Here is a 19,238-nt window from a genome sequence, read left to right on the forward strand (position 1 = left end):
AATGGCGAAGCAGTCACGCGTCGAGGACATCCTGCCGCTGTCACCGTTGCAGCAGGGACTGCTCTTCCACGCGCTGTACGACGGCTCGGCATCGGACCTCTACACCGTCCAGTTCGCGCTGGACCTGGAAGGTCCGGTCGACGGCGACCGGATGTGCCGCGCCCTCAGCGCGATCCTGGCCCGGCACGCCAACCTGCGGATCGGCATCCGGCAGCGCAAGACCGGGGAGTCGGTCGCGGTGGTGCCGCGCGAGATCGCCCCGGCCTGGCAGGAGCACGACCTGACCGGCCTCGCCGCGGCGGACCGCGACGACGAGGTGGTCCGGCTGCTCGCCGCCGACCGCTCCGCCGGCTTCGACCTGGCCCGCCCGCCGCTGCTGCGGGGCGCGCTCATCCGGACCGGACCGGAGCGGGCGAAGCTGGTGCTCACCAACCACCATGTGCTGCTCGACGGCTGGTCGATGCCGCTGCTGGCGAAGGAGCTGTTCGCCCACTACGTCGCCGGCGGGCACGACCGCGGCCTGCCACCGGTCACCCCCTACCGGGACTACCTGGGCTGGCTCGACCGGCAGGACCGGGCCGGCGCCGAGCGGGCCTGGCGGGACGCGCTGCACGGGCTGGCCGGGCCGACCCTGCTCGCGCCGGCCGACCCGGCGCGGCCGCCGGCCACCCCCGAACAGCTCACCGTGGCGCTGCCCGCCGACCTCACCGCCCGGCTCACCGCCGCGGCCCGCCGGCTCGGCGTCACCCTCAACACCGTGGTCCAGGGCGCCTGGGCGCTGCTGCTCGGCACCCTCACCGGCGACGACGACCTGGTCTTCGGTGCCACCGTCGCCGGGCGGCCGCCGGAGCTGCCCGGTGTCGAGTCGATGCTCGGCCTGTTCATCAACACCGTCCCGGTGCGGATCCGGCTCGACCCGGCCGAGTCCCTGGCCGCCCTGCTGGCCCGGGTGCAGGACGAGCAGTCGGCGCTCATGGCGCACCAGCACCTCGGCCTCGCCGAGATCCGCCGGCTGGCCGGCACCGGCGACGGCGACCTGTTCGACACGCTGACCGTCTTCGAGAACTACCCCCTCGATCCGGCCGCGCTGGACCTGCCCGGCACCGGCCTGCGGGTCACCGACGTCACCGGCCACGACGCCACCCACTACCCGCTGACCCTGGCCGTGCTGCCCGGGGAACGGCTCACCCTGCGCCTGGACCACCGCCCGGACCTGCTGGACGCGGCGGCCGCCCGGCGCGTCGCCGACCGCCTGGTCCGCCTGCTCACCCAGGTCGTCGACGCGCCGCGGACCCCGGTCGCCGCGCTCGACCTGCTCGACGACGCCGAGCGCGCGGCCGTCCTCGGCGCCTGGGCGGCCGGGCCGCCGCCCGTGGCGCCGCGCACCTTCCCCGAGCTGTTCGCCGCCCAGGTCACGGCCCGACCGCAGGCGCCGGCCCTGATCGGCGTCGACAGCACCATGTCGTACGCCGAACTGGACGCCGCCGCCGACCGGCTGGCCCGGCTGCTCATCGACCGGGGCGTCGGCCCCGAGCGGGTGGTCGCGCTCGCCCTGCCACGCAGCCCGGAACTGGTCACCGCCGCGCTCGCGGTGAGCAAGGCCGGCGGCGCCTGGCTGCCGGTCGACCCGGACTACCCGGCGGACCGCATCGCGTTCATGCTCACCGACGCCCGACCGGTGCTGCTGGCCACGCTGACCGGGCTCGACCTGCCCGACACCGACGTGCCCCGGCTGCTGCTCGACGAGCCGGCCACGGTGGCGGACTGGGCGGCCCGCCCCACCGGCCCGGTCACCGATGCCGAGCGGGCCGCCCGGTTGCGGCCCGAGCACCCCGCGTACCTCATCTACACCTCCGGATCCACCGGGCGGCCGAAGGGGGTGGTGGTCACCCACGCCGGCCTGCCCAGCTTCACCGCCGCCATCGTGGCCGGCTTCGACGTCGACCCCACCAGCCGGGTACTGCAGTTCTCCTCACCCAGCTTCGACGCGTCCGTCCTGGAACTCTGCGCCGCCTTCGGCGCCGGGGCGGCGCTGGTCGTACCGCCGCCGGGGCCGCTGGTCGGCGACGACCTGGCCGCCGTGCTCACCGGCCAGCAGGTGACCCACGCGCTCATCCCGCCGGCCGCGCTCGCCGGCCTGCCCGCCGTGACGCCCCCGGTGCTGCGCACCCTGGTGGTCGGCGGCGACGCCTGCGGGGAGGACCTGGTCGCCCGGTTCGCCCCCGGCCGGCGCATGGTCAACGCGTACGGGCCGACCGAGATCACCGTGGCGGCGACGCTCAGCGCGCCGCTGGTCCCCGGCGGCGGCGCCCCACCGATCGGCGCCCCGGTCGCCGGTGCCCGCGCCTACGTCCTCGACCGGTTCCTGCGCCCGGTGCCCCCGGGCGTGCCCGGGGAGCTGTACATCGCCGGGGCCGGGCTGGCCCGCGGCTACCTGGACCGGCCGACGCTGACCGCCGAGCGGTTCGTCGCGGACCCGTTCGCCGCCGAGCCCGGCGGGCGGATGTACCGCACCGGCGACCTGGTGCGCTGGCGCGCCGACGGGACGCTGGAGTTCGTCGGCCGGGCCGACGCCCAGGTGAAGATCCGCGGCTTCCGGGTCGAGCCGGGCGAGATCGAGGCGGTGCTGTCCCGCCACCCGGCCGTCGCGCAGGTCGCGGTCGTCGCCCGCGAGGACCAGCCGGGCGTGAAGCGCCTGGTCGGGTACGTGGTGCCGGCCACCGGCGCGCTGGTCGACCCGGCCGCGCTGCGGGCGCACGTCGGCGCCAGCCTGCCCGACTACATGGTGCCGGCGGCCGTGGTCGGCCTCCCGGCGCTGCCGCTGACCCCGAGCGGGAAGCTGGACCGGCGGGCGCTGCCGGCCCCCGGGTTCACCGGCACCGGTGGCGGCCGGGCCCCGGCCAACGCCCGCGAGACCCTGCTCGCCGGCCTGTTCGCCGAGGTGCTCGGGCTGGACGCGGTGGGCGTCGACGAGAGCTTCTTCGACCTCGGCGGCGACAGCATCGTGTCGATCCAGCTGGTCAGCCGGGCCCGCAAGGCGGGGCTCGCGTTCAGCCCCCGGGACGTCTTCGTGCACCGGACGGTGGCTGGTCTCGCCGCCGCCGCCGCGGACGACGCCGTGCCGGTGCCCACCGACGACGGTACGGGTGAGGTGCCGCTGACCCCGATCGTGCACTGGCTGCGGGAGCGGGGCGGCCCGATCGACGGCTTTTATCAGTCGATGCTGGTGACCAGCCCGGCCGGGCTGCGCCCGGAGCACCTGGTCGGCGCGGTGCAGGCGCTGGTCGACCACCATGACGCGCTGCGGCTGCGGCTGGTCCGCGACGCGGCGGGCGGCTGGCGGCAGGTGATCGGCGAGCGCGGCAGCGTGGCCGCCGCCGGCCTGGTGACCCGGATCGACGCGGCCGGGCTGGACGCCGACGAGCTGCGCGGCCTGGTGGAGGAGCAGGCCAAGGCGGTCCAGGCCCGGCTGGCCCCGGGCGAGGGGCGGGTCCTGCAGGCGCTGTGGTTCGACGCCGGCGCGGACCGGCCCGGCCGGCTGCTGCTGGCCCTGCACCACCTGGTCGTCGACGGGGTGTCGTGGCGGATCCTGCTGCCCGACCTGGCCGCCGCCGCGCAGGCGGTCGCCGCCGGGCGTACCCCCGAGCTGGAACCGGTGCGGACGTCGCTGCGCCGCTTCGCGGAGCACCTGGTCGCCGAGGCCGCGCGTCCGGAGCGGACCGCCGAGCTGGCCGGCTGGCTGGACCGGCTCGGCGCCGCCGAGGCCCCGCTCGCCGGGCGGCCGCTCGACCCGGTCCGGGACATCGTGGACGCCGGCCGGCTGCTGACCGTCACCCTGCCCGCCGAGCGCACCGTGCCGCTGCTGACCCGGGTGCCGGCGGCGTTCCACGGCCGGGTCAACGACGTGCTGCTCACCGCGCTCGCCCTCGCCGTCACCCGGTGGCGGCACCGGCGCGGCGCGGCGGACGCCACCGGCCTGCTGGTCGACCTGGAGGGGCACGGTCGGGAGGAACTGGCCGCGGGCCTGGACCTGTCCCGGACCGTCGGCTGGTTCACCACCATGTACCCGGTCCGGCTCGACCTCGGCCGGCTCGACCTGGGCGAGGCGTTCGCTGGGGGCGCCGCCGCCGGGCGCGCGATCAAGCGGGTGAAGGAACAGCTCCGCGCGGTGCCCGACAACGGCATCGGGTACGGCCTGCTCCGCTACCTCAACCCCGACACCGCCCGCCAGTTGGCCGACCGGCCGGCCGCGCAGATCGGCTTCAACTACCTCGGCCGGTTCGCCACCGCCGACGGCGGCGACGCCGACTGGACGGTCGCCGCCGACACCCGGGCCCTCGGCGGCGGCGCGGACGGCGCCCTGCCGGTGCCGCACGCCATCGAGGTCAACGCGGTCACCCGGGACCACGCCGACGGTCCCCGGTTGTCGGCGACCTTCTCCTGGCCGCAGACCCTGCTCGGCGAGGCGGACGTCCGCGAGCTGGCCGACGACTGGCTGGCCGCGCTGGACGCCCTGGACACGCACGCCGCCACCCCCGGCGCCGGCGGGCACACCCCGTCCGACCTGCTGCTGCCCCTGTCGCAGGAGGAGATCGAGGCGATCGAGGCGGCCCAACCGGCCGCCAGCGACCTGCTGCCGCTGTCCACCCTGCAGGAGGGGCTGCTCTTCCACGCCCTGTACGACGGGCCGGACCGCGACGTCTACACCGTGCAGCTCTGCTTCGACCTGGCCGGTGCGCTGGACCCGGCCGCCCTGCGGGACGCCGCCGACGCCCTGCTGGCCCGGCACGCCAACCTGCGGGCCGCGTTCCGCCAGCGCTCCTCCGGCGAGTCGGTGCAGGTGGTGGTGGACGGGATCCGGGCCGGCTGGCGGGAGCACGACCTGCGGGAGCTGTCCGGCGCGGCGCAGGCCGACCGGGTCCGCGACCTGCTCGCCGCCGACCGGGCCGAGGGCTTCGACCTGACCCGCCCGCCGCTGCTGCGATTCACCCTGCTGCGCCTGGCCGACACCGCACACCGGCTGGTGCTCACCAACCACCACATCCTGCTCGACGGCTGGTCGGTGCCGACGCTGATGCGGGAGCTGCTCGCCCTGTACGCCGCCGGCGGCGACGACCGGCAACTGCCCCGGGTGGCGCCCTACCGCGACTACCTGGCCTGGCTGGGCGCGCAGGACCGGGCGGCCGCGGAGCGGGCCTGGGCCGAGGCGCTGGCCGGTTTGGCCGAGCCGACCCTGCTCGCCCCGGCCGACCCGGGCCGGGCCCCCGAGCTGCCCGACCGGCTTGTCATCGACCTGCCGGCCGAACTGACCGCCGACCTGCAGGCGCAGGCCCGCCGGCACGGCGTCACCCTCAACACCGTCCTCCAGGGCGCGTGGGGGGTGCTGCTCGGCGCACTGACCGGCCGCGGCGACGTGGTGTTCGGCGGCACCGTCTCCGGCCGCCCGCCGGAGATCGCCGGCGTGGAGACCATGGTCGGGCTCTTCATCAACACCCTGCCGGTCCGGCTGCGGCTGGACCCGGCCGAGCCGGTCGCCCGGCTGCTGCTGCGCCTGCAGGACCAGCAGTCCGCGCTGATGGCCCACCAGCACCTGCCGCTGACCGAGGTGCAGCGGCTGGCCGGGCACGGGGAGCTCTTCGACACCCTGGTGGTCTTCGAGAACTACCCGCTCGACCCGAAGCTGCTGACCCTGCCCGGCACCGGGCTGCGGCTGACCGGCGTGTCCGGGCGCGACGCCACCCACTACCCGGTCACCGTCACCGCGATCCCCGGCGAGCGGCTGCGGCTGCAGCTCGACCATCGCACCGACCTGTTCCCGGCCGACGCGGCCCAGCGCCTCGCCGACCGGCTGCTGCGGCTGCTCACCGCCGTCGCCGCCGACCCGGACACCCCGGTCGGGCGGCTGGACGTCCTCGACCCGGCCGAGCGGCGGCTGGTGTTGGCCGACTGGAACGACACCGCCCAGCCCGAGCCGGCGCTGGCCGGCGGGGTGGCCGCCCGGTTCGCCGCGCAGGCCGCCCGCACCCCGGACCAGGTCGCCGTGCGGGCCGCCGACGGCGCCACGCTGACCTACCGGGAACTCGACGCGCGGGCCAACCGGCTGGCCCAGCACCTGGTGGCGCTCGGCGTGGCCGCCGAGGACCGGGTCGCGCTGCTCCAGGAACGCTCGGTCGACCAGGTGGTGTCGGTGCTGGCCATCCTCAAGGCCGGCGCGGCGTACGTGCCGCTGGACCCGCGTTACCCGGCCCACCGGTTGACCCACATCGCCGCCGACACGGCCAGTTCGGTGCTGCTCACCGATGCCATGGCCGGCGTGCGGTTCGACCGCGACCTGACCGTGGTGACGGTCGACGGCGACGCCGCCGCCGAGATCGCCGCCCGGCCCGACGTCGACCCGGGCCGCCCCGCCCATCCCCGGCAGCTCGCGTACGTCATGTACACCTCCGGCTCCACCGGCACCCCCAAGGGCGTCGCGGTCACCCAGTACGACGTGCTCAGCCTCGCCGCCGACCGGTGCTGGCGCACCGACCGGCAGCGCCGGGTGCTGCTGCACTCGCCGCTGGCCTTCGACGCCTCGACGTACGAGCTGTGGGTGCCGCTGCTGAACGGCGGCGAACTGGTCGTGGCACCGCCCGGCGAGCTGAGCATGGACGACCTGCGCGCCGTCCTCACCGGCGGCGCGGTCACCGCGCTCTGGCTGACCGCCGGCCTGTTCCGGCTGCTGGCCGAGGAGACCCCGGACGCGTTCGCCCGGGTCCGGGAGGTCTGGACCGGCGGTGACGTGGTGCCCGCGCCGATGGTGCGCCGAGTGCTGGCCGCCTGCCCCAGCCTCGTGGTCGGCGACGGCTACGGCCCGACCGAGACCACCACCTTCGCCTCGCACCACCTGATGCACGCCGTGGCCGAGGTGCCCGACTCGGTGCCGATCGGCCGGCCGCTGGACAACATGCGGCTGTACGTGCTGGACGACTACCTGCGCCCCACCCCGCCCGGGGCGGCCGGTGAGCTGTACATCGCCGGCGCCGGGCTGGCCCGCGGCTACCTGAACCGGCCGCGGCTGACCGCCGAGCGGTTCGTGGCCGACCCGTTCGGCCCCGCCGGCTCCCGCATGTACCGCACCGGGGACGTGGTCCGCTGGCGACCCGACGGCACCCTGGAGTTCGTCGGCCGCGCCGACGAGCAGGTGAAGATCCGGGGCTTCCGGATCGAACTCGGCGAAATCGAGGCGGTGCTGGCCCGCGACCCCGGCCTGGGCCAGGTGGCCGTGGTGGTCCGCGAGGACCGGCCCGGCGACAAACGGCTCGTCGGCTACGTCGTACCGGCCGCCGACGCGGCGGCGCCGGACCCGGCCGCGCTGCGCGCGTACGCCGCCACGGTGCTGCCGGAGTACATGGTCCCGGCCGCGGTGGTGGTGCTGGACACCCTGCCGCTGACCGGCAACGGCAAGGTGGACCGGCGGGCCCTGCCCGCGCCCGACTACGCGGCCGGCTCCACCCGCCGCGCGCCGCGCACCCCGCAGGAGGAGGTGCTCTGCGACCTCTTCGCCGACGTGCTCGGCCTGCCCGAGATCGGCATCGAGGACAGCTTCTTCGCCCTCGGCGGGCACTCCCTGCTGGCCACCCGCCTGGTCAGCCGGATCCGCACCGCACTCGGCGCGGAACTGGCCATCCGGGACCTGTTCGAGTCGCCCACCGTGGCGGGTCTGGCCGCCCGGCTCGGCGGGGCGAGGCAGGCCCGCCGGGCGCTGGAGCCGATGCCCCGCCCCGAGCGGATCCCGCTGTCGTACGCGCAGAACCGGCTCTGGTTCATCAACCGGCTCTCCGGCGCCGACTCGCCGTACAAGATCCCGATCCTGCTGCGGCTGACCGGCGACCTGGACGTGGCCGCGCTGCGCGCCGCGCTGCGCGACGTGCTCGCGCGCCACGAGAGCCTGCGCACGATCTACCCGGACGCCGACGGCGACCCGTACCAGGTGATCCTGGACGCCGACGCGGCCTGCCCGTCGATCACCGTGGAGGCTGTCGACCCGGCCGAGGTGCGCGAGCTGATGCTCGCCGAGACCCGGCGCGGCTTCGACCTGGCCGTCGACCCGCCGCTGCGGGCCCGGCTGTTCGCCCTCGGCGACGACGAGTACTTCCTGCTGCTCGTGCTGCACCACATCGCCGGTGACGGCTGGTCGATGGCCCCGCTGGGCCGGGACTTCTCCGCCGCGTACGCCGCCCGGGTCGCCGGGCGGGCGCCGGAGTTCACCCCGCTGCCCGTCCAGTACGCCGACTACGCCCTCTGGCAGCGCGCGGTGCTCGGCGACGAGTCCGACCCGGACAGCGCGATCGCGCAGCAGGTGCGCTTCTGGCGGGACGCGCTGGCCGGCGCGCCGGACGAGCTGACCCTGCCGGCCGACCGGCCCCGCCCGCCGGTCGCCAGCCACCAGGGCGGGATGCTCGCCTTCGCCATCGAACCGGCACTGCACGAGCGGCTCACCGCGCTGGTGCACGCCACCGGGGCCAGCCTGTTCATGGTGTTCCAGGCGGCCCTGGCCGCGCTGCTCACCCGGCTGGGCGCCGGCACCGACGTGCCGATCGGCAGCCCGATCGCCGGCCGCACCGACGACGCCGTCGACGACCTGGTCGGCATGTTCGTCAACACGCTGGTGCTGCGCACCGACACCGCCGGCAACCCGACGTTCCGGCAGCTGCTGGACCGGGTCCGGGAGGCCGACCTGGCCGCGTACTCCCACCAGGACACCCCGTTCGAGCGGCTGGTCGAGGTGCTCAACCCGCCCCGGTCGATGGCCCGCAACCCGCTGTTCCAGGTCATGCTGGTGCTGCAGAACAACGCCACGGTGGACCTGGACCTGCCCGGCCTGCGGGCCGTGGTCGACAACGTCGGGGCGCACGCGGCCCAGTTCGACCTGTCCATCGACCTCACCGAACGGCCGGCGGCCGCCGGCGGGATCGACGGCCGGCTGGACTACAGCCGGGACCTGTTCGACGAGGACACCGCCGAGCGGATCCTCGCCGGGTTCCTCCGGATGCTGGAGGCCGTCGTCGCCACCCCGGACGCGCCGATCGGCGCCGTCGACGTGGTCGGCCCCGCCGAACGGCAGCGGACGCTGGTGGACTGGAACGCCACCGGCCGGCCGCTGCCCGCCGACGACCCGGTGACCCTGATCCGGGCGGTGGCCGCCGAACGGCCCGACGCGGTCGCGGTGACCGACCCGCGGCAGACCCTCACCTACGCCGCGCTGATCGCCCGCGCCGACGAACTGGCCGCCCGGCTGCGGGCCGCCGGCGCCGGGCGGGGCTCCCTGGTCGCGCTGCTGACCGACCGGGGCGCCGACGCGATCACCGGGGTGCTGGCCGCGCTCACCGCCGACGGCGCCTACCTGCCACTGGACCCGCGCTCGCCGGTGGCCCGCAACGCCGACCTGCTGGTCGACAGCGGCACCCGCTGGCTGCTGGTCGACGCGGCCCACGAGGCGGCGGCCGCCGAGGTGGTCGCCGCCGCCGGGGTCCCGATCACCGTGCTGCCGCTGGCCCAGGCCGGCCCGCCGGTCGGGTCCGCGCCGCTGGCCGCCGGCCTGGCCGACCTCGCGTACGTCATCTTCACCTCCGGCTCCACCGGCCGGCCCAAGGGCGCCATGGTGCACCGGCGGGGGATGCTCAACCACCTGCTGGCCAAGGTAGAGGACCTGGACCTCACCGACGCCGACGTGGTGGTGCAGAACGCGGCGCTCACCTTCGACGTCTCGGTCTGGCAGATGCTCTCCTCGCTGCTCACCGGCGGCAGCGTCGACGTGGTCGACGACGACACCGCGCTGGACCCGGGCGCCCTGTTCGGCCGGGTGGAGCGGCACGGGGTGACCATCCTCGAGGTGGTGCCGTCGCTGCTGCGTACCGCGCTGGACGCCTGGGACGCCGGCGCCCCGGTGCCCGACCTGCCGAAGCTGCGCTGGCTGCTGGTCACCGGCGAGGCGCTGCCGCCGCAGCTGTGCCACCGCTGGCTGGCCCGGTTCCCGCAGATCCCGCTGCTCAACGCGTACGGCCCGACCGAGTGCTCCGACGACGTCACCCACGCGGTCGTCGCCACCCCGGCCGATGCCGACGCGGACCGGGTGCCGATCGGCCGGGCCATCCGCAACACCCAGCTGTACGTGCTCGACGCCAACCTGCAGCCGGTGCCGCCCGGCGTGCCAGGTGAGCTCTGCGTCGGCGGCGTCGGGGTGGGCTTCGGCTACCTGGGCGACCCGCGCCGCACCGCCACCGTCTTCGTCGCCGACCCGTTCGCCGACCGGCCCGGCGCCCGCCTCTACCGCACCGGCGACCGGGTCCGCTATCGCCCCGACGGGCAGCTGGAGTTCCTCGGCCGCAACGACGACCAGGTCAAGATCCGTGGCCAGCGGATCGAGCTGGGCGAGGTCGAGGCGGCGCTGCGCGCGGCGGCCGGGGTGACCGCCGCCGCCGTGGCGGTGAACACCGACCCGGCCGGCACCAACCGGCTCGTCGGGTACGTCGTCGGGGACACCGACCCGGAGGCGGTACGCGACCACGTCGCCGCCCGGCTGCCGGACGCCATGGTGCCGTCGGTGGTGGTCCGGCTGGACGCGCTGCCGCTGAGCGCCAACGGCAAGGTGGACCGCAAGGCGCTGCCCGCGGTGGACTTCGGCTCCGCCGGCGGCCGGGCCGCCCGCACCCCCCAGGAGGAGCTGCTCTGCGGCGTCTTCGCCGACGTGCTCGGGGTGGCCCGGGTCGGCGTGGACGACGACTTCTTCGCCCTCGGCGGCCACTCGCTGCTGGCCACCCGGATCGTCAACCGGGTCCGCGCGGTCTTCGACGTGGAGCTGCCGATCCGGGCGGTCTTCGAGACCCCGACCGTGGCCGGCCTCGCCGCGCGGCTGCTGGCCGGTGAGGAGAGCCGCCCGCCGCTGCGCCCCGGGCCGCGCCCCGAGCTGGTGCCGGTGTCGTACGCCCAGCGCCGGCTGTGGTTCCTCAACCGGTTCGACGACTCCGACGTCAGCTACAACGTGCCGCTGGCCCTGCGGCTGCACGGCGAGCTGGACCAGGCCGCCCTGCACGCCGCGCTGGCCGACGTGACGGCCCGGCACGAGACCCTGCGGACCGTCTTCGTCGAGGTCGACGGCGAGCCGTACCAGCGGGTCCTCGAACCGGCGACGGCGGTGCCCGGGATGGCCGAGCACGACGTCACCGAGGCGGAGCTGCCCGCCGCGCTGGCCGCCGCGATCGGGCACCGGTTCGACCTGGCCGGCGAGCCGCCGCTGCGCGCCGACCTGTTCCGGCTCGCCGACGACGAGCACGTCCTGCTGCTGCTGATGCACCACATCGCCAGCGACGGGCAGTCGGCCGGGCCGCTCTCGGCCGACCTGGCCGCCGCGTACACCGCCCGGCGCGCCGGCCGGGCGCCGGACCTGCCCACCCTGCCGGTCCAGTACGCGGACTTCGCGCTCTGGCAGCGCGCCGTGCTGGGGGCGGAGACCGACCCGCAGAGCCTGGTCAGCCGGCAGACCGGCTACTGGGCGCGGACCCTCGCCGGGCTGCCCGAGCAGCTGGAGCTGCCGGTGGACCGGCCCCGCCCGGCGGTGTCCAGCCGGCGCGGCGGCAGCGTCACCTTCGACGTGCCGGCCGACCTGCACGCCCGGCTGACCGGTCTGGCCCGGGAACGGCAGGCGAGCCTGTTCATGGTGGCCCAGGCCGCCCTGGCGGCGCTGCTCACCCGGCTCGGCGCCGGGGAGGACGTGCCGCTGGGCACCCCGATCGCCGGCCGGGTCGACGAGGCCGTCGACGGGCTGATCGGCTTCTTCGTCAACACCCTGGTGCTGCGCACCGACACCTCCGGTGACCCGACCTTCGGTGAGCTGCTGGACCGCGTCCGGGCCACCGACCTGGCCGCGTACGCCCACGCGGACGTGCCGTTCGAGCGGCTGGTCGAGGTGCTGAACCCGGCCCGGTCGGTGGCCCGCCACCCGCTGTTCCAGGTCGTGCTGGCGGTGCACAACCACGCCCGGCTCGACGTCGAGCTGCCCGGCCTGCGGGTGTCCGGGCTGCCGGCGGGCACCGGCGGGGCCAAGTTCGACCTGAACGTCAGCCTCGCCGAGCAGGTGGACGACGCGGGCGCCCCGGCCGGGCTGGCCGGCCGGATCGAGTACAGCGCCGACCTGTTCGACCACGGCACCGTCGAGCGGATCGCCGACCGGCTGCTCACGATGCTCGCCGCGCTGGCGGCCGACCCGGACCAGCCGATCGGCGCGGTGGACCTGCTCACCGGGGCGGAACGCGAGCAGGTGCTGGTGACCTGGAACGACACCGCCGCGCCGGTGCCGGCGGCGACCCTGCCCGAGCTGTTCGCCGCGCAGGTCGCCCGCACCCCGGACGCGCCGGCCCTGGTCGACGCGGAGACCGAGCTGACCTACGCCCAGCTGGACGCGTACAGCAGCCGGCTCGCCCGGCTGCTCATCGCGCGGGGCGTCGGTCCGGAGCGGTTCGTCGCGGTGGCGCTGCCCCGCTCCGCCCGGCTGGTGTGCTGGCTGCTCGCGGTGCTCAAGGCCGGCGGCGCCTACGTGCCGGTCGACCCGGGCTACCCGGCGGACCGGATCGCCTTCATGCTCGCCGACACCACGCCGGCGCTGCTGCTCACCGACGCGGCCACAGCCGCCGACCTGCCGGCGGACGGGGTGCCGCGCCTGCTGGTGGACGAGTGCAACCCGGACGACTTCGCCACCGACCCGCTCACCGACGCCGACCGGGCCGCCCCGCTGCGGCTGACCAACCCGGCGTACGTCATCTACACCTCCGGCTCCACCGGCCGGCCCAAGGGGGTGGTGATCGAGCACCGCTCGCTCACCGACTACCTCACCTTCGCCGGCGGCGACTACCAGGGGGTACGCGGCAGCGCGCTGCTGCACTCGTCGGTCTCGTTCGACCTGAGCGTCACCGGCATGTGGGTGCCGCTGACCGTCGGCGGCACCGTGCACGTCGCCGGCCTGGACGACGACCCCGCCACCCGGGAGCGGCTGCGCCGGCACGCCTGCACCTTCCTGAAGGCGACCCCCAGCCACCTGCCGCTGCTGGCCGCGCTGCCGGACGACTACGCACCGACCGCCGAGCTGCTGCTCGGCGGGGAGCTGCTGCTCGGCGAGGTGGTCGACGAGTGGCGGCGCGAGCACCCGGGCGTGGCCGTGTACAACATGTACGGCCCGACCGAGACCACGGTCAACTGCACCGAGTACCGGATCGCACCGGGCGCGGTGATCCCGCCCGGCCCGCTGCCGATCGGCGGCCCGCTGGCCAACACCCGGCTGTACGTGCTCGACGCTCGGCTGCGGCCGGTGCCGCCCGGCGTGCCCGGTGAGCTGTACGTCGCCGGTGGTGGCCTGGCCCGCGGCTACCTGGCCCGGCCGGGCCAGACCGCCGGGAAGTTCGTGGCCGACCCGTTCGGCGCGCCCGGCACCCGGATGTACCGCACCGGCGACATCGTGCGGTGGACCGACACCGGCGAGCTGATGTTCCTGCGCCGGGTCGACGACCAGGTCAAGCTGCGCGGGTTCCGGATCGAGCTGGGCGAGATCGAGGCGGTGCTGGCCGGGCACGACGATGTGGCCCGCGGCGCGGTGATCGTCCGCGAGGACCGCCCCGGCGACCAACGCCTGGTCGGGTACGTCGTGCCGGCGCCCGGCCGCAGCCCGCAGCCGGCCGAGCTGCGCGCCGCGGTGGCCGCGGCGATGCCGGAGTACATGGTGCCGGCGGCCGTGGTGGTGCTGGACGAGCTGCCGCTGACCCCGAACGGCAAGCTGAACCGGGGCGCCCTGCCGGTGCCGGACGCCGCCGACACCGGGGCCGGCGCCGAGCGGCGCGCCCCCCGCAGCCACCGGGAGCGGGTGCTGTGCGGCCTGTTCGCCGAGGTGCTCGGCGTACCCGAGGTGGGCATCGACGACGGCTTCTTCGACCTGGGCGGGCACTCGCTGCTGGCCACCCGGCTGATCAGCCGGGTCCGTGCCACCTTCGCGGTGGACCTGGCCCTGCGGACGCTGTTCGAGGCGCCGACGGTGGCCGAGCTGGCCGACCGGCTGGACACCTCAGACGACGGCCGCAGCGCGTTCGACGTGCTGCTGCCGCTGCGTCGGCACGGCGCCCGGCCGCCGCTGTTCTGCGTCCACCCGGCCAGCGGCTTCAGCTGGTCCTACTCCGGCCTGATGGGGCACCTCACCGACCGGCCCATCTACGGCCTGCAGTCGCGGGGCCTGGCCGAGCGCGACGAGTTGCCGGGCAACGTGGGGCAGATCGCCGATGACTACCTGGCCCGGATCCGCGAGGTCCAGCCGGCCGGCCCGTACCACCTGCTGGGCTGGTCGTTCGGCGGGCTGATCGCGCACGAGATCGCCGCCCGGCTGCGGGCCGACGGCGAGCAGGTGGCGCTGCTGGCGCTGCTGGACTCGTTCCCGAAGACCGAGGCGGAGCGGGCCGAGCCGGCGATCCTCAACCGGGCCGAGTTCCTCGGCGGGATGCTGCAGCTGGCCGGCTACCCGGCCGACGCCGCCGCCGGGTCGGTCGACGAGGAGCAGGTCGCCGAGCTGCTCAGCCGCAACGAGGGCGTGCTCGGCCGGCTGGAGGCGCGGCACATCACCGCCCTGTACGAGGTGTTCGCCAACAACTCCCGGCTGGCCCGGGAGCACCGCCCGGGGCACGTCGACCTCGACGCGCTGCTGTTCGTCGCCACCCGCGACCGGGCACCCGGGGTGGACCCGCGGGCCGCCTGGCGGCCGCACCTGTCCGGCGGCGTGCAGACGCACGACGTCGACTGCCAGCACAACGACATGACCCAGCCGGAACCCCTGGCCGCCATCGGCCGGGTGCTGGCCGAGCGGCTGAACGCGATCGACACCGATTCCGAGCGAGAGGGAGAACCGCGATGAGCAGCAACCCGTTCGAGAACGAGGAGGGCCGGTACGTGGTGCTGGTCAACGACGAGGGGCAGCACTCGCTGTGGCCGTCGTTCGTGCCGGCGCCCGACGGTTGGCACACCGCCTTCGGCGAGGACAGCCGGCAGGCCTGCCTCGACTACGTCGAGCGCGAGTGGACCGACATGCGCCCGAAGAGCCTGATCGCCGCGATGGCCGCCGACGGCGCGGCCGCGGCCCGCTAGGGGGACGGGATGGAGCAGCGCACCGCGCTGGTCACCGGCGGCTCGCGCGGCATCGGCCGCGCGGTGGCGTTGCGGCTGGCCGAGGACGGGTACGACGTGGCGTTCTGCTACCGCAGCGGCGGCGAGGCGGCGGCGGAGACGGCCGACGCCATCAAGCAGCGCGGGGTGCGCTGCTTCCACGCCCCCTGCGACGTGGCCGACCCGGACGCGGTGACCGAGTTCGTCGCCGCCGCCGAGGCGGAGCTCGGGCCGGTGGAGGTGCTGGTCAACAGCGCCGGCATCGTCCGGGACAAGCCGCTGGTGCTGATGCCGTTCGCCGACTGGGAGGCGGTGCTGGACACCAACCTCACCGGCACCTTCAACTTCTGCCGGACCGTGGTGTTCGGCTTCATGAAGCGCAAGCGCGGCACCGTGATCAACATGTCCTCCGTCGCCGGGGTGTACGGCAACGCCACCCAGGCCAACTACTCGGCCAGCAAGGGCGGGATCAACTCGATGAGCCGTGCCCTGGCCAAGGAGCTGGGCCCGTACGGGGTCCGGGTGAACGTGGTGGCGCCCGGGTTCATCGAGACGGACATGACCGCCGCGCTGTCCGAGAAGGCCCGGGCGAAGGCGGTCGGCATGATCCCGCTGCGCCGGCTCGGCCAGCCGGCCGACGTCGCGGAGCTGGTGTCCTTCCTCGCCTCCGACCGGGCCGCGTACGTCACCGGCCAGGTGCTCCAGGTCGACGGCGGGATCGTGCTCTGACGGCGCGAGCCGACCTTAAGCCGGCCTCGAGCCGGCGCCGGTGCAATACGGACAGAGATCGGAGAGGAGGGCCCATGAGCCGCAGTTTCGCCGCGCCACTGGACGCGGTCGACCAGGTGGAACCGAGCGCCGACGGCATCACGGCGACCAAGCGGATCGTGGCCACCGACCCGTACCTGGCGGGCCACTACCCGGGCTTCCCCATCTACCCGGGAGTGTTCACCGTGGAGACGGTCCACCAGGCGGCCCGGCGGGCCGTCGAGGCCGACCGCGGCCCGGACGTCCGGGTGGAGCTGGCCGCCGTGCGGTCGGTCCGGTTCAAGGCGCCGCTGCTGCCCGGTGACGTGCTCACCGCGAGCTGCCAGCTGCGCGACGACCCGGACGACCCGCACCGGGTCCGGGTGGTCGCCGACTGCCGTCGCGGCGACGGCGCGGCCACCGCGAAGGTCACCCTGGAGCTGCGGGTGCGGCCGGGGGCGACCGATGCTTGAGTACGCCGACCTCACCGCGATCCTGCCGCACCGGCACCCGATCCTGCAGGTGGACCGGGTCCTCGAGGTGGAGCCCGGCCGGCGCATCGTCGCGGTCAAGGCGGTCACCGGCACCGAGCCGTGCTTCGCCGGTCTCGCCGAGGGCCTGCCGCAGTCCGCGTACGCCTATCCGCCGGCGCTGATCGTGGAGTCGCTCGGGCAGGCCGGGGCGGCGCTCTGGCTGCTCTCCGCCCGGGCCACCGGCGAGACGCCGGAGGGCACCCTCGTGTTCGGCGCGGCCCGGGACTTCGAGTTCCTCGGCGCCGCGTACCCGGGCGACGTCCTGCGCCACGAGGTGGTGGTGGAGTCGCTCAAACCCAACAGCGCGGTCATGCGCGGCGAGACCTGGGTCGGCGAGCGGCGGATCGCCGTCGTCGGCTCGATGCTCGCGGTCGCCCGGCCGGACACCGAACTGGCCGCCGGGCCGACCGGCTGAACCAACCAGTCACACCAGAGAAGGGAAGGCAGCACGATGACCCAGGTCATGAGCAACCGGATGAACGAGTTGCGCGAGGTCGTCGCCGAGGTGCTCGAGGTGGAGCCCGAGGAGATCACCGAGACCAGCCACTTCGTCGACGACCACGAGGCGGACTCGCTGCGGGCGATCGAGATCCTGGCCCGGCTGGAGAAGATGTACAAGATCGAGATCCCGCAGACCGAGCTGCCCAGGATGGAGAACCTGCGCGCCGTCTACGACGTCGTCAAGCAGTACGCCGGCTGGCAGGACTGACCCAGATGACCGCCCCGGTCCCGCCGCGGGGAGCCACCACCTGGCCACCCCGCGGCGGGCGAGGCTCGGAGGTACGCCGTGACCTGGTATCCCGTCGTCGAGGCCGAGTGCGACGGCGAACGCCTCGCCGTGCACCGCGGTCCGGGCGACGGCCCGGCGCTGGTGCTCGCCCACGGCCTGGAGGATTCCTGGCACACCTGGCGGCCGTTCGTCGACGAGCTGGGCACTGACCTCCCCTTCACCCCCTATGCCCTCGACCTGCCCTGGCGGGCTGGCGCCCGGTACGGCTGGGTGTACCGCACGCACCCGGCCACCCTGCTGCGGCACGCCCTGGCACTGCTCCCCGAGCCGCCCGCGCTGCTGGTGGGCCACTCGTTCGGGGCGAACGCGGTGCTGGAACTCCTCGCCGCGGCGGACCGGCCCGCTCCGACCACGCCAGCTCGGCGCGTCTGCCACCGCGCCGCGACCTGGAGCCGTCGTCTGGACGGCGTCGTGCTGCTCGCCCCGTACTTCCGACCCCCCGACGACCCGGTCGACTGGCGGCTCCACGACCGGGAACTGGCCCGGTTCCGCGCCGTGATCGGGGAGGGGCTCCGGCTCCGGCTGGGCGAGCGGCGGCACACCCTGGACCCGGACCTGGTCGACACCATGGTGGCGAAGGCCCTCGACCGGGTCAGCCCACTCGCTTTCGTCGCCCTGCTCCGCCAGTTCCTCACCACCGCCGACCTCGGGCTCGACGCCGTCACGGTGCCCACCCTGGTGGTCACCGGCGCGCTCGACCCGGCCCTGGCCGGCGCCCGCACCGAAGCGCTCCGCCGGGCCATGCCGGTGGCGTCCGTGCACACCCGGCCCGACGGCGGTCACTTCTGCCACCTGGAGCAGGCCGCCGCGGTGACCGCGGAGATCCGGCGGTTCCTCGCGGCGCTGCCCACCCCGACCCTCGCCTGATCCCGAGGAGAAACCCCGACATGCGTAAGCCTCCCCGGCTCTACTTCTCGTTCCGCAGCCCGCGCAGCTGGCTCGCCGTACGCCAGCTCACGGAGCGCTGGCCGGAAGCGCCGGACGTCATCACCTTCGTGCCGCACTGGGTGCCGGCGGACGGGTTGCGCGCCGCGCTGGCCGAGGCGGACTCCGGCTTCCTGGACACCCCGATCAGCCGCGCGAAACACGAGTACCTGCTGGTCGACACCAACCGGCTGGTGCACCGGCTCGGGTACCGGATGGTCTGGCCGGCGGACATGGACGTCGACTGGGCGGTGCCGCACCTGGCCTGGCTGTACGCCCGCCAGCAGGGCCGCGGCTGGGAGTTCTACCAGGCGGCGGTCCGCGCCCGGTGGGAGGAGGGCGAGAACATCAGCGACCCGGCGGTGCTGGCCGGCCTGGCCACCGAGGCGGGGATCGACCCGGCCGGGGCGGTCGGCGCGGCCGCCGACCCCGGGCTGCGCGAGGCGGCGGTGCAGGCCCTGGCCAGCGCGTACGACGACGACATCTTCGCGGTGCCGTACTTCATCGTCGGCCGGCACCGGTTCTGGGGCCTGGAGCGGCTGGACGGTTTCCTCGACGCCCTGCACACCGCGGGGGTACGCCCGTGACCGTGCTGGCCCCGGTCCACCCGACGCCGACCGGCGGTGGCCGCACCGTGCTGCTCGGCACGGTCTCCTCCGACGCGCACACCTGGAACCTGGTCTACCTGCAACTGCTGCTGGAGGAGGCCGGGCACCGGGTGATCAACCTGGGCGCCTGCGTACCGGAGGAACTGTTCGCCGCCGAGTGCCGCCGGAACAACCCCGACCTGGTGGTGGTCTCCAGCGTCAACGGGCACGGCGGCACGGACGGCAAGCGGCTGGCCGCCGTGCTGCGCGCCGACCCGGCGCTGGCCGACGTGCCGATCGTCATCGGCGGCAAGCTGGGCGTCGACGGCAGCCTGACCGGGGCGCAGGTCGCCGAACTCTTCGCCGCCGGCTACACGGCCGTCTTCGACGACGGCGCCGACCGGGACCGGTTCCTGGAGTACCTCGGCCGGCTCGAACTCGTCGCGGCGGACCGGTCGGGATGAGCGAGCGGAGCGGAGCGAC

The 19,238-nt window shown here is 75.4% G+C and carries 9 protein-coding genes; all 9 read left to right on the forward strand.

From position 1 onward, the window contains the following. The first annotated feature begins 1 nt into the window (after nucleotide 1). The 9 genes from ACY34I_RS18570 to ACY34I_RS18610 all read left to right on the forward strand — a co-directional run bounded on the left by ACY34I_RS18570 (nucleotide 2) and on the right by ACY34I_RS18610 (nucleotide 19,219). Nucleotides 2–14,926 (forward strand): non-ribosomal peptide synthetase, encoded by a 14,925-nt coding sequence (locus ACY34I_RS18570; protein WP_462756242.1) that lies wholly within the window; start codon nucleotides 2–4, stop codon nucleotides 14,924–14,926. After that, a complete protein-coding gene (locus ACY34I_RS18575) occupies nucleotides 14,923–15,156 on the forward strand; it encodes an MbtH family protein (RefSeq protein WP_148802805.1) in 234 nt (77 codons plus the stop codon). Before ACY34I_RS18570 ends, ACY34I_RS18575 begins: the two co-directional genes overlap by 4 nt. 9 nt (nucleotides 15,157–15,165) lie before the next feature. Continuing rightward, nucleotides 15,166–15,903: a 3-oxoacyl-[acyl-carrier-protein] reductase gene (fabG, locus tag ACY34I_RS18580; protein ID WP_462756243.1), complete on the forward strand. Its 738-nt coding sequence runs from the start codon at nucleotides 15,166–15,168 to the stop codon at nucleotides 15,901–15,903. A 74-nt stretch (nucleotides 15,904–15,977) separates the two neighbouring features. Further along, nucleotides 15,978–16,394, forward strand: a complete 417-nt coding sequence (locus ACY34I_RS18585; protein WP_462756244.1) for a 3-hydroxyacyl-ACP dehydratase FabZ family protein — start codon at nucleotides 15,978–15,980, stop codon at nucleotides 16,392–16,394. Further along, on the forward strand, nucleotides 16,387–16,869 hold the full coding sequence (locus ACY34I_RS18590; RefSeq protein WP_462756245.1) for a 3-hydroxyacyl-ACP dehydratase FabZ family protein: 483 nt from the start codon (nucleotides 16,387–16,389) through the stop codon (nucleotides 16,867–16,869). Before ACY34I_RS18585 ends, ACY34I_RS18590 begins: the two co-directional genes overlap by 8 nt. Nucleotides 16,870–16,905: 36 nt before the next feature. Further along, the gene (locus ACY34I_RS18595; protein WP_255472567.1) at nucleotides 16,906–17,163 is read left to right on the forward strand and encodes an acyl carrier protein; all 258 of its coding nucleotides are present in this window, start codon (nucleotides 16,906–16,908) and stop codon (nucleotides 17,161–17,163) included. A 78-nt stretch (nucleotides 17,164–17,241) separates the two neighbouring features. Further along, complete coding sequence (locus ACY34I_RS18600; RefSeq protein WP_462756246.1) at nucleotides 17,242–18,111, forward strand: alpha/beta fold hydrolase; 870 nt, start codon at nucleotides 17,242–17,244, stop codon at nucleotides 18,109–18,111. 20 nt (nucleotides 18,112–18,131) lie between these two features. Further along, entirely contained in the window at nucleotides 18,132–18,755 is a 624-nt protein-coding gene (locus ACY34I_RS18605; RefSeq protein WP_462756247.1) for a DsbA family protein, read from the forward strand. Further along, on the forward strand, nucleotides 18,752–19,219 hold the full coding sequence (locus ACY34I_RS18610) for a cobalamin B12-binding domain-containing protein (protein ID WP_462756248.1): 468 nt from the start codon (nucleotides 18,752–18,754) through the stop codon (nucleotides 19,217–19,219). The genes ACY34I_RS18605 and ACY34I_RS18610 overlap by 4 nt, the downstream gene beginning before the upstream one ends. Nucleotides 19,220–19,238: the final 19 nt, after the last annotated feature.

The sequence above is a fragment of the Micromonospora sp. RTBAU3-60 genome, from assembly GCF_054963695.1.

Coding starts and splice junctions, on each gene's coding strand:
- ACY34I_RS18590 (WP_462756245.1), top strand. CDS start 16,387: ATGCTTGAGTACGCCGACCTCACCGCGATCCTGCCGCACCGGCACCCG.
- ACY34I_RS18575 (WP_148802805.1), top strand. CDS start 14,923: ATGAGCAGCAACCCGTTCGAGAACGAGGAGGGCCGGTACGTGGTGCTG.
- ACY34I_RS18595 (WP_255472567.1), top strand. CDS start 16,906: ATGACCCAGGTCATGAGCAACCGGATGAACGAGTTGCGCGAGGTCGTC.
- ACY34I_RS18585 (WP_462756244.1), top strand. CDS start 15,978: ATGAGCCGCAGTTTCGCCGCGCCACTGGACGCGGTCGACCAGGTGGAA.
- ACY34I_RS18570 (WP_462756242.1), top strand. CDS start 2: ATGGCGAAGCAGTCACGCGTCGAGGACATCCTGCCGCTGTCACCGTTG.
- fabG (WP_462756243.1), top strand. CDS start 15,166: ATGGAGCAGCGCACCGCGCTGGTCACCGGCGGCTCGCGCGGCATCGGC.
- ACY34I_RS18605 (WP_462756247.1), top strand. CDS start 18,132: ATGCGTAAGCCTCCCCGGCTCTACTTCTCGTTCCGCAGCCCGCGCAGC.